The sequence below is a fragment of the Paenibacillus sp. FSL R5-0407 genome, assembly GCF_038009185.1.
GTDB lineage: Bacteria > Bacillota > Bacilli > Paenibacillales > Paenibacillaceae > Fontibacillus > Fontibacillus vini.
The window spans coordinates 3,297,126-3,308,077 of sequence record NZ_JBBPAX010000001.1 but is presented as its reverse complement, the minus strand read 5'-3'; the positions used below and the strand labels follow the sequence as shown (position 1 = coordinate 3,308,077).

Annotated in this window: 9 protein-coding genes; 3 read left to right on the top strand and 6 right to left on the bottom strand. The window is 52.0% G+C overall.

The genetic code is table 11. The features are described 5' to 3' along the window. Positions 1 to 334: 334 nt before the first annotated feature. Together abc-f and tnpA are read right to left on the bottom strand one after the other, a co-directional pair. Positions 335 to 2,377: a ribosomal protection-like ABC-F family protein gene (abc-f, locus tag NYE70_RS15800; protein ID WP_341046825.1), complete on the bottom strand. Its 2,043-nt coding sequence runs from the start codon at positions 2,375 to 2,377 to the stop codon at positions 335 to 337. A 189-nt stretch (positions 2,378 to 2,566) separates the two neighbouring features. Beyond that, positions 2,567 to 3,040 carry an IS200/IS605 family transposase gene (gene tnpA / locus NYE70_RS15795; protein ID WP_213656720.1) on the bottom strand — a complete coding sequence of 158 codons (474 nt, stop codon included), beginning with the start codon at positions 3,038 to 3,040 and terminating at the stop codon, positions 2,567 to 2,569. Positions 3,041 to 3,645: 605 nt separating this feature from the next. Between tnpA and NYE70_RS15790 the strand changes: the two genes are divergently transcribed. Next, positions 3,646 to 4,110: a hypothetical protein gene (locus NYE70_RS15790; RefSeq protein WP_213653649.1), complete on the top strand. Its 465-nt coding sequence runs from the start codon at positions 3,646 to 3,648 to the stop codon at positions 4,108 to 4,110. Between the two features lie 110 nt (positions 4,111 to 4,220). On the opposite strand, the gene NYE70_RS15785 is transcribed toward NYE70_RS15790, so the two are convergent. The 4 genes from NYE70_RS15785 to NYE70_RS15770 all read right to left on the bottom strand — a co-directional run bounded on the left by NYE70_RS15785 (position 4,221) and on the right by NYE70_RS15770 (position 7,873). Beyond that, complete coding sequence (locus tag NYE70_RS15785) at positions 4,221 to 5,165, bottom strand: DUF4097 family beta strand repeat-containing protein (protein WP_341046823.1); 945 nt, start codon at positions 5,163 to 5,165, stop codon at positions 4,221 to 4,223. Then, on the bottom strand, positions 5,158 to 5,772 hold the full coding sequence (locus tag NYE70_RS15780) for an HAAS signaling domain-containing protein (protein WP_341046821.1): 615 nt from the start codon (positions 5,770 to 5,772) through the stop codon (positions 5,158 to 5,160). Before NYE70_RS15780 ends, NYE70_RS15785 begins: the two co-directional genes overlap by 8 nt. Further along, positions 5,769 to 6,095, bottom strand: coding sequence for a PadR family transcriptional regulator (locus NYE70_RS15775; protein ID WP_211022723.1), 327 nt, complete (start codon positions 6,093 to 6,095; stop codon positions 5,769 to 5,771). Before NYE70_RS15775 ends, NYE70_RS15780 begins: the two co-directional genes overlap by 4 nt. Before the next feature lie 212 nt (positions 6,096 to 6,307). Further along, the gene (locus NYE70_RS15770; protein ID WP_341046820.1) at positions 6,308 to 7,873 is read right to left on the bottom strand and encodes an FAD-dependent oxidoreductase; all 1,566 of its coding nucleotides are present in this window, start codon (positions 7,871 to 7,873) and stop codon (positions 6,308 to 6,310) included. Between the two features lie 141 nt (positions 7,874 to 8,014). Between NYE70_RS15770 and NYE70_RS15765 the strand changes: the two genes are divergently transcribed. Further along, entirely contained in the window at positions 8,015 to 9,667 is a 1,653-nt protein-coding gene (locus NYE70_RS15765) for a spore germination protein (protein ID WP_341046819.1), read from the top strand. A 49-nt stretch (positions 9,668 to 9,716) separates the two neighbouring features. Further along, a complete protein-coding gene (locus NYE70_RS15760) occupies positions 9,717 to 10,931 on the top strand; it encodes a Ger(x)C family spore germination protein (protein WP_290405466.1) in 1,215 nt (404 codons plus the stop codon). Positions 10,932 to 10,952 lie beyond the last annotated feature (21 nt).

The following is a 10,952-nucleotide window of genomic DNA, read 5'->3' as shown; positions in this document are numbered from 1 at the left end:
TCCATAAAAAAGCTTATGCAATCCTTCAACGCTTGGAAGGCTCATAAAGTTTCAGACGGCACGCTGCATCTTTGCTCCAGCGACTGTCCGAAATCGACATGGACCGCGTTGCGAAACCCATTGGTAAACATTTCCGGTCTTCCCGATCCTCCATATCGTATACCCACTTCGCGGCACGCTGAAGCCCTGTGTCTACCTCAGGCCGGAATTGCTTTGGGCCGCCAGCGCGGCCGGGGAGAATTCCCCGGCCAGCTCCAGCAATCGGCTGCGGATCGTCGCCTCAGCGCTTGATCGTTGTACATGTCAATTCGTCTCCTGTAAGGCGACTTTTACTTTACTCGATCAAGGAAAAATACTGCTCCAGCAGATCATCCACCCGCTGCTGGAGTTGATTCCGGGCGGCCTGCAATTCGGTCAGCCGCATGGCGTCGCAGGCGGCTTCCGGCTCCAGCATGGCCGCGTCGACCGCCGCCAGCTCCGCTTCGGCGGCGGCGATATCGCGCTCCAGCTTGCTCACCGCAGCTGGATTCGGCGCCTTCGGCGGGCGGCCCGCCTCCCGGCCTGCGGCAGAGCCGGGGCCCGCCGCAGCAGCCGGCCCCGGGCCGGCAACGCCCGCCCCAGGCGCCAGGGCGGCACCGCCGCTTTGCGCTCCGGCTGCGGCCCTGCCCGAAGCCGCGCCGTCATCGCCGCGCGGCGCACCCCGCCGCTGGCTGTCCGCGCCAGCGGCCTCGGCTGCGGCTTCCCGCTTCAGCCGCTCCGCGCGGAAGTCGTCAAAATTGCCCCCAGTCACGGACAGCTGTCCGTTATCCAGCAGCCAGACCTGGCCGGCAATTTTGTTGATGAAGTAGCGGTCGTGCGAAACGGCCAGGAGGGAGCCGGGGTATTCCTCCAGCGCCTCCTCCAGCGCTTCGCGCGAATCGATGTCGAGATGATTCGTCGGCTCGTCTAGCAGCAGCAGATTGGGCTTCTTATACATCAGAATCGCCAGGCGGAGCCGGGTCCATTCCCCGCCGGACAAGCTGCGAACCTTTTTGAATACGTCGCTGCCGTAGAACAGGAACCGGGCGAGCTGATTCCTCGCTTCTCCCGTCTCCATTCCAAGCTCATCGCGGAAGTATTGCAGCACGGTCCCTTCCTCATCGGCAGGAGCGGACTCCTGGGCCAGATATCCGGTTTCCACCCGGGAACCGAGCCGGATATCACCCGCATCTGGGGAACTCAATCCGAGAATGCTCTTTAAGAGCGTGCTCTTTCCGGCTCCGTTGCCGCCGATCAGCGCGGCGTTCTCCCCGTATCTCAGCGTTCGGGAGACACCTTCGTACAGCTTCCGTCCGCCCGCAGATTGGCTTACCTCCGAGAGGATGAGCGCTTCTTTGCCTGAGCGGTCGGCCTGCTCCAATTGAAGGTCGATTCGTTTGCGTTCCAGCATCGGCTTCTTCAGCTTAACCATCCGGTCCAGCGCTTTCTGCATCGAGGCCGCACGCCGGTGGAATCCCGGATTTGGCGGATTGGAACGGTTGCCCCATTCGATCAGCTGTTTGATCGTTTCTTGCATTTTCTTGATCTTCTTCTGCTGTTCCTGATAATCGGCGAATTGCTGGAGCAGCCGGGTTTCTTTTTCTTCCTTGTACTTGCTGTAATTGCAGTGGTACGTGAACGCTTCGCCATCCTCGATTTCGATGATTTTTTCCGCCACGGCATCGAGAAAATAACGGTCATGCGATATAACGACCACTGTGCCGCCAAATGAGCGAAGGAAGCCTTCCAGCCACTCGATGGCGGCCATATCGAGGTGGTTGGTCGGCTCGTCAAGCAGCAAAATGTCCGGGTTTTGCAGCAGGATGACGGCGAGGCCGACCTTGGTCTTTTCACCGCCGGACAGGGAAGAGAAGGGACGGTCATATTGGTCTTTCGGGATGCCGATCCCGCCCGCCACCCGGTCGATTCCCGCCTCGATTTCATAACCGCCGCCGCGCTCAAAGCTTTCCTGAAGCCGTCCATATTGCTGGAGAAGCGGCTCCAAATCCGATTTCTGTCCGTCGGCTGCGGCCAAGGACATCTCGACTTCCAGGCGCGTCATTTCCGCCCGGGCCTCCAGCAGCGGCCGGAAAGCGGATTGGAGCACATGGTATACGGTCTCCTCCCGGCCGTAATCGGGGATTTGAGCGAGGGAGCCGATCACCGCGTCTTTGCGGATCATCAGCGCTCCCTGATCAGGAGCCTCGCTGCCCGTAAGCAGGCGCATCAGCGTCGTTTTGCCGGTTCCGTTCCGCCCGATCAGTCCGACGGTTTCGCCTTCTTTGATTTCGAACGATACATCGGTCAGCACCAGTTCGGCACCGTAATATTTTTGAATATGGGCACATTGAATCATCATCGTAATTATCTCCTTCGGCCAATGCCGTCCGCCCGTACCTTTTCGGAGAATCATAACCACCCGTCCAACGGGTGGTTTGCTCTTGGGGTATAACCCCCTGTTGCCAAACTGCGCCTAAAGACGCTAGCCTGACAATAAAATTGTTCAGGCTCAGTGTTTTTGTCACTTTCACTTACCAGTTAAACTGGTTTACTTCTTCTTGTTACTGTTTCTGCTGAATGGATCCTCATACTCTTTCACACTCAGTTTATCCATTGCTTGGTCATGTGCTTCTTGCTCACGTATATATTTAGCGACAGTGGCCTCATTCAAGCCTACTGTGCTGACGTAGTATCCCTCTGCCCAAAATTTCCGGTTTCCATATTTATACTTCAAGCTGGCATGCTTCTCAAATATCATCAGCGAGCTTTTTCCCTTCAGATATCCCATAAATGAAGATACTGAGATTTTTGGGGGTATCGCTACTAACATATGTACATGATCTGGCATCATGTGGCCTTCTATTATTTCTACCCCCTTGTATTTACATAAACGTTTGAAAATTTCGATTAAGTCTTTCCTTACTTGATTATAGATCTCTTTCCGTCTATACTTCGGGGTGAACACAATGTGGTATTTGCACATCCACTTCGTGTGAGCTAGACTATAGCTCTTGTTTGCCATTTAAGACCATTCCTTTCATTGTTGAGCCTGAACATCTCAATTTTATCGGAATGGTCTTGGTGGTCAAACCTTCGATCCCTCCACCCGCATAGCGGGTGGTTTTTTGTTTCGCACGCTTCGCGAGCTCAACTGGCTAAAGCCGTAACAAAAAGAAGGCTGCAGGAAAAACCTGCAGCCTTCTTCACACGTACAATTTCAGTCCGTGAGGTAGGGTAGGAGCGGCATTTCGCAATTAGTTATGGATATCGAATTTGGAAAAATGGACAGACTTATCCCGTTACGGAATTCAGCATGAACATTGCCAAACATTGCCATCGGCAGTTGGCCAATTCGACTCCACGCAAACTTGCGATCCACTTCTACCCACCTCCATTCGTAAAACAAGATATTGAAAGTATATGTGCTGGCTATGGAAAAATCAAGTAATCGTACAAAAAGAAAAATTTCACATTATTGTAATGTTTGAGCCTGGATTTTTTCGGGTAATGATTGGTTTGTTGTTTATTTCCCCATTCTTTTCCTTTATAATCATTCTTAGGCCAAAAACGCAGTTTCGCCACAGCGGCTGCGCAGTGTCAATCTATGATGAAGTAAGGGGAGCCTAATTGGAAAGAACAACAGCGAAGCAAATCCTTGATGAATTGCTGGAAGTGTCAGGCAGCGAGGTCTCCGTCCATATCAAGTCCCGGTTCCCGGGGGGCCGCAATGTAGGCGGCAAGTACAGCCTCTCGGATCACTCGGTGACGATGTATCTGGGAGAGATTAAGAAGCAGTGCCTTACACTGTTCGGCTCGGTTGACGGTTGCGAGCGATTGCTCCGGATCGTCTTCGCTCATGAGCTCGGCCATGCGGAAGATGCCATGTTGGCTGAATTATCGAACCGCCTCGATATTTGTGACAGTGAGCTGGAACGGAAGAGAATCGCCCTGCGGATCGAAGAGAACGCTTGGGAGTATGCCATGAAGCTTGTACCTGATACGGACCGGCAGATGATGGATACGGTCATTTACTATTCCCTGCAGTCCTACCGCGAAGCGATCGCGCAAGAAACAGCACAGGAAATCGCCTGATACAGGCTGCACGAATATAGAACAAACCTCATTGCAAAAAGGGTTAAACCCGGCATCTCGCCGCGGTTTAACCCTTTTGTTTATTTACGCGACCAGAGGGTCGTTCGTTCTTATTGAATCTTTATATTTCCCGACGTCGTTCTGGCTTTGATCACATCCCGGGTCTGCATCGGAGAGTCGGGAGCCTTGACGTTGCCGGTCGAGGACTTCAAATCATAAATTCCTTTGAATTCAGGGTCTGCACTTAAGGTGATATTACCGGAGGTAAGGGAAATGTCCAGTGAATCGGAGCGTTGGTTGGTCAATGTAATATTGCCGGACGTGCTCTTGATCACGCCATCCCCGGTGAAATTCTTGAGTCGGATATTGCCGGAGCTTAACTTGGCATCGATCGCACCTTCCGCGTCTTCAACAGAAAGTTCGCCCGAGGTTCCGTGGGCGGTTAGATTCCCTTGGATCTGCTCCACTTTTACATTGCCCGAGCCGATTCTGATCTCGGTTTCTCCCTTAATCTCAGAAGCCTTCAAATTGCCGGATGTCGCCTTCATCGTCAAATGCTCGGAGGTAATGGAAGAAGCGGTCAAGTTCCCCGAAGACGTCGTCAGCTCAATATTTTTGGCGCTCAAGCCTTTAAATTGTCCGCTATTGGAGTGCAGCTTGAAGTTAATTTGATCGATCATGGCCGGATCGGTTAAGGCCACGGTCATATGCTGCTTGCTGGATTGGAAGTTGATGACCATAAAACTCCACTTATTTGACCTCGAAAGATCGAGGTTGACATTCGGGCCGGACACAGTTGTTTTTTTCAGTCTGTTGATCGTATCCTCGGCCATGTTGCCGCGAATCTCGATATAATTGGTTCCGTTCGTGCTTTCAATGACCTCGACATCGATATCATATTCGCTTTCTACCGTTAGAGAATTCAATGCTTCCAAGGTCCATTTTTGCTCGTGATAAGGATCCTCATCCCCAAAATTAAAGCTCTGATAAGCCATCCCGGCAAAACCGATAATGATTAAAATAATGGCCAGCAAAGACCACCTTTTGTTATTCATGTCCCGCTCCTCCTTTGGCTACCCGTACATTCCATCTCCAATAAGATACGCTGATCAGGACCAGCGCTTTAAAAATATAACGCGAGGCAATGGCGAGAAAAATGCCCACACCCACCAGGGCTACCGTAGCGTAGGTTTTTGCAGCAAAATATCCATGACCTGCGAAATAATCAAGCACGACTGCCAGCGGACTGAGTAATCCTGCCAGAGCAGAGGCGGCCAAAGCGATTCCGACAGACCAGAAGGAGATTAATAGAGGAACGAGAATCAGGTTCAGGAAAAACAGTCCGATATAAACCATCGTCGTTACGGCTCCGCCGCGCCGTTTCACAGGCTGTTGTCTGACAGGCGTCTGGATGGGGGCCGGCTCTGGATTGGCCGGATTAAACCAGTATACGGGTTCTTTGGGGGCAAAGCGTCCGTCGATGGCTTCTTTGGCCAGCTCGGAGGGATTTCCCAGCTCCTGCGCAATTTCTTCCTCGGTTTTACCGTTTTGCAGGGCAAAGGCGAAATGTGCCTCGTAATCTTCCATCAGTTCGCTTCGTTCTTCCGGCGGCAGAACCGAAAGATGGTCATGAAGCTGCGCCAAAAACTGACTTTTATTCATAAGCGGCTTCCTCTCTCGATTAAATTAGATACGCTTTTTACAAATTGCTTCCACTCGATAACCAGCTTTTTCATATAATGTTCACCTTCGGGCGTCAGCTTGTAATATTTACGCGGCGGGCCTTCCGTGGATTCCTGCAGATAGGTTGTGCAGTAGCCCTCGCCGACGAGTCTCCGGAGCAAGGGATAGAGTGCTCCCTCCGCAACCTCGATATGCTGGGACACGGATTGGGCGAGCTCATATCCATAGCGGTCACGCTCATGGATTAGCACCAGCACGCATAATTCCAAGGCGCCTTTCTTAAATTGGACGCTTATATCCAATGATATCGCCTCATTTTCGCCGTTTATTAATTTCTAGTACTGAATATTGATTAGTATTGCTGAATAGATAGTATCATACAGTACTGATTAATGCAACATAGTGAATTGCGTTCCTCTAAAAATGGGCTGTTCCCACATGAAAATAGCGATTGGAAAAGGGGATGAACCCTAATCCAATCGCTATATGAAGCCGCTCATTCCACGCGCAGTTTCTATTCCCGGCTTCCGTACTGCGGGCTGAGCCGGGGCAGATCTTCCGTAGCCGGTCCTTCGATCACGGCGCCGGTATAGTCGAATCTGGAGCCATGGCAAGGACAATCCCAGGAGCGTTCGGCCGGATTCCATTTGCATTCGCATCCCATATGCGTACAGGTGGTGTCCACCAGATAGATGTTTCCCTCGGGGTCTCTGTAGGCGCCGGCTTTTTTGCCCAGATGCTTGACGGCTGCACCTTGATCCGGCATGAGATCTTCGACTTTTCGATGGACGATGTCAACTTTGCCGGATACTAATTCTTTGGCAACGTTGGCATTTTGTACGACCAGGTTCTTGATTCCGGGATTAGCTTTGAAACGGGAAGGGGTGAATAGCTCGGCATACCGGCTGTCTTTGCCCTGAATCAGGTCGGAAATCAGCAAGGCGGACAATGTGCCGCTGGTCATGCCCCATTTGCCGAAGCCCGTAGCTACGAAAATATGCGGGTGGCTGGCGGTGATGGGGCCGATATAAGGAACCTGGTCGATGGTCGCCAGATCTTGGGCGGACCAGCGGTAGGGAACGCTCTTCGCGCCGAATGTCATGCCGCCGAATTTCTCAAGCTCTTCGTAGTGCTTGATCGTACAATCGCTTTGTCCGGTCTTATGGGATTCCCCGCCGACCAGAATCACTTCTTTGCCGTCCAGCTCGGCGGCTCTGAGCGATCGCTTCGGATTGCCGCAGTTGATATACATTCCCCCGGCGTAAGGAGTTTCGGGTTCGATCGCTACGACATAGGAACGATCGGCATGAAGCCGGGTGAAGTAGAGTCCGCCCCCATCGTAGAAAGGAAAATGCGAGGCTGAAATAGCGCTCCTGCACGTAATCGTCACGCCCGACTCCGTCTTCAGCAGCAGCTTTCCGTCTCCGGTCTCTTCAGCGGAATCGGCCATGGTCGTATTTTCATAGAAATCGCCGCCATGCTTGATTACATAGTCGACTAGCGTATTCAAATATTGAAGCGGGTGAAACCGGGCCTGATCCGGCATTTTGACCGCTCCTTTGACTACAATCGGAAGCGGAATCGTATCGCACCATTCTCCCGGCAGATTCAGCTTTTCATAAGCGGCCCACTCTTTTTCAAGCTGCTGTAACTGATCATCCGAATCTGCATACAAGTAGGCGTCTTCCTTAGTAAAGCCGCAGTCGATATCATGCTCGCGAACGGTTTCTCCGATAAAGCGGAGGGCGTCCCGGTTAGCTTCAAAATACAGCCGGGCTCCTTCTTCCCCGAAATGGGAAATCAGCTGGTCATAGATCAGTCCGTGTTGGGCGGTCACTTTCGCCGTGGTATATCCGGTCGTCCCGTCCAGGATTTTACCCGCATCGACGACGGCCACCTTAAATCCTGCTTTTACAAGCAAATAGGCCGAGGTAATTCCGGTAATTCCGGCTCCTGCGATAAGGACATCGGCCTGAATGTCCTCTTTCAGCGCGGGAAATGAAGGGAAAGACGATGTTTCTCTCCACAGCGATTCCGGATATCGGGGAAGTCCGGGAGAGGTGAACGAACTGCTGTTCATAAGAGGGTCCTCCTTGTTGGTTTATTGTCTCATTATTACCACTGCAAGGAGATAAGAAACGAGGTCAGGGGCCTTCGCATGAAAAAGGAATGAAAAGCAGATACTGGGATCAGGATTCGATATGGATAGGAGCTGCTTAGTATGATACGCAATCGGTCCCGCGGCCGGACCGGCCAGCAAAACAGGAACGCGCAGAACGGAGATTCGCTGAAATCTGAAGTTTCCGGGAAAAACATAAATTCTTCCGATGCAAGGGCATTTTCGGGACATCTGAAGAGCATGCTGGACCTCATCCGGGAAGAATCGGGGAACAGCCCTGATATCGTCATCCGGCAATTTGAAATCGGGGAGCCCGCCTCCCGTCAGGCTGACGCGGCCGTTGTATTTCTTAACGGGCTCAGCGATGAAAGAACGATAAACAACGTAGTAATGAGATCCTTGATCGAATTTAAACCTGACCCGAACCTTGTCACCGACCCTGACCGCCTGATGGAGATGATTTTAAATGAGGCGCTCGCTTCGGGGGATTGCTCAATCCACATGGATTGGAAGGATATGCTGTTGTCGGTCTTATCCGGAGATACGGTTATTTTACTGGAAGGCTGCGAAAAAGCGCTTGTGATCAGCACCCCGGGCGGGGAGTGGCGCGCAGTGACCGAGCCTTCATCCCAACTCGTCGTCCGTGGGCCGAAGGATAGCTTTGTCGAGTCGATCGGCATCAATATTTCGCTCATCCGCCGCCGGATTAAAAATCCCGACCTGTGGCTTGAAACAATGAAGATTGGAACCGTATCCCATACCCATGTGGGGATTATGTACCTCAAAAGTTTGGCGGACGAAAATCTGGTGGAGGAAGTGAAGCGGCGTCTTCATGCCATAAAGATTGAAGCCGTGTTGGAGTCCGCTTATATTGAGGAATTTATCCAGGATGAGACGTTTACACCCTTCCCGACAGTGTTCAATACGGAACGGCCGGACGTCGCGGCTGGAAACCTGCTGGAGGGCAGAATCGTACTCCTGGTGGACGGCACTCCGTTTGTACTGATTCTCCCTACCGTATTTGCCCACTTTTTTCAATCTCCCGAAGACTATGCCCAACGTTATGACATCACGATCTTGATGCGCCTTATCCGCTATATCAGCTTCATCATTCTTTTGTTGGGGCCCTCGGTGTATATTGCACTGACTACCTTTCACTACGAAATGATCCCTTCCCTCCTGCTGATCAGCTTCGTGGCGCAGAGGGAGGGGGTTCCTTTTCCGGCCTTTGTCGAGGCGATGCTAATGGAAGTCGCCTTTGAGATTCTACGGGAGGCCGGCGTCCGAATGCCAAGAGCCATCGGCCAAACGGTTTCGATCGTGGGTGCGCTGATTTTGGGACAGGCAGTAGTGGAGGCGGGAATCATCACGCCGGTCATGGTTATCGTCGTTGCGCTCACGGGTATCGCCAGTTTTGCGCTCCCGGCTTACAATCTATCGATTGCCGGCCGGTTGATCCGGTTTTGTTTCATGGTGTTGGGAGGCATGTTCGGCTTCTACGGTATTACGCTCGGACTCATTGCACTCGTGGCGCACATGAACAGCTTGCGTTCTTTTGGAGTGCCTTATTTGGCTCCGCTCAGCCCGTTTGTTATGCAGAGTCAGAAGGATACGATTCTAAGATTGCCGTTCTGGACATTAAACAACCGTTCCCGAAAGATCGGCAACCACAAGACCAACATCGAGAAAGCCGAGGAAATTGCACCGCTCGGACAGCCCGGTCAGGAAGAAGGGGCAAGCGGGAACCGGCAGTAAAAGCAAGTTGCTTCAAGCTCGAATCTCACCCAAGGAGAAGCGGTAACGTATGGTACAGAAACGGACGAGGACAGCTTTGTTAATGGTGCTCGCTTTCCTTTTAATCATCACTTCGGGTTGTTGGGATGCCCGGGAACTGAATAGAAGAGCGATTGTTTCGGGCATTGGCATTGACCGTTCCAAGGAAGGCTTTCTGGTCTCGCTGCAGGTTATCATTGCGGATGAGATTTCTGGAAAAATCGGCCGCGGGGGGACCCCTACTTCGGTCTACAGTGCTTCCGGGCGAAGCGTGGTGGAAGCGATGCGAAATATATCGCTGAAAGTGCCGCGCCTAATTTCAACGGCTCAAACCAGGATGGTAGTAATATCCGAGGAAGTTGCCAGGGAGGGCATTTCCGGCATTGTCGATTTTCTCGATCGGGATTCGGATCTCAGATTGTCCACCCAATTGTATGTCGCCAGAAAGGGGACCAGAGCGCTTGATATTGTCTCGGCGATTACCCCGCTCGGGAGGATTACCGCCTATGCACTGGTTCAGAAAACGGAATTGGCTGCCAATGAGCTGGGGGCTAATTTTTCCCTCGAGATTGACGATGTGATCCGGGGTTTGCTGGCTCCTGGAGGGGGGCCGGTTATGAACGGATTGAATATCCTGGGGGATCTCAAGAAATCGGGGGACAAGAGCAATTTGGAGAGAACGAATGCCCAAGGAGTCGTCATCATTGATGATATGGCCATATTCAAGGGCGATAAATTAGTGGGCTGGATGGATCTCGAAGAGTGCAAAGGCCTCGTATGGGCCATGAACAAGATGAAGAAAACGGTGGTAGTTGTAAAGGATGAAACAGACCATGAAGAGATCACAATGGATGTTTTTGAAACAAGCACGGCAACGAAAGTGGATATTTCCAATCCGCTGAAGCCGGTCATCCAATTAAGGGTGAAGCCGCAGATTTCGATTCGCGAGGCGGGGACATCGACCGATTTACGGGATCCGCGCGTATTGGCGAAGATCGAGGAGAAGGCGAACAAGGTCATCGCTGCGAAGCTCGAGGGCGCGGTAGCAAAAGCCCAGGGGCTTAAAAGCGATATATTTTATTTCGGACAACAGATAGAACGTCAGAACCCCAAAGTCTGGTCGAGAATCAGCGGTCAATGGGAAGCGATTTATCCGACAATCGAGGTCCGGTGTGAGGTGGAGTCTATAATCCGCAATACTCAGATGAGGGACCGTTCCTACAAGTACAACATCAAGAGCAAATAAAGAAGGAGGGATGTCGCCGCC

Excerpts from the sequence above, each read along its gene's own strand:
- NYE70_RS15785 (WP_341046823.1), bottom strand. The coding sequence starts at position 5,165 with ATGAATAACAAAAGGTGGTCTTTGCTGGCCATTATTTTAATCATTATC.
- NYE70_RS15780 (WP_341046821.1), bottom strand. The coding sequence starts at position 5,772 with ATGAATAAAAGTCAGTTTTTGGCGCAGCTTCATGACCATCTTTCGGTT.
- tnpA (WP_213656720.1), bottom strand. The coding sequence starts at position 3,040 with ATGGCAAACAAGAGCTATAGTCTAGCTCACACGAAGTGGATGTGCAAA.
- NYE70_RS15760 (WP_290405466.1), top strand. The coding sequence starts at position 9,717 with ATGGTACAGAAACGGACGAGGACAGCTTTGTTAATGGTGCTCGCTTTC.
- NYE70_RS15765 (WP_341046819.1), top strand. The coding sequence starts at position 8,015 with ATGATACGCAATCGGTCCCGCGGCCGGACCGGCCAGCAAAACAGGAAC.
- NYE70_RS15770 (WP_341046820.1), bottom strand. The coding sequence starts at position 7,873 with ATGAACAGCAGTTCGTTCACCTCTCCCGGACTTCCCCGATATCCGGAA.
- abc-f (WP_341046825.1), bottom strand. The coding sequence starts at position 2,377 with ATGATGATTCAATGTGCCCATATTCAAAAATATTACGGTGCCGAACTG.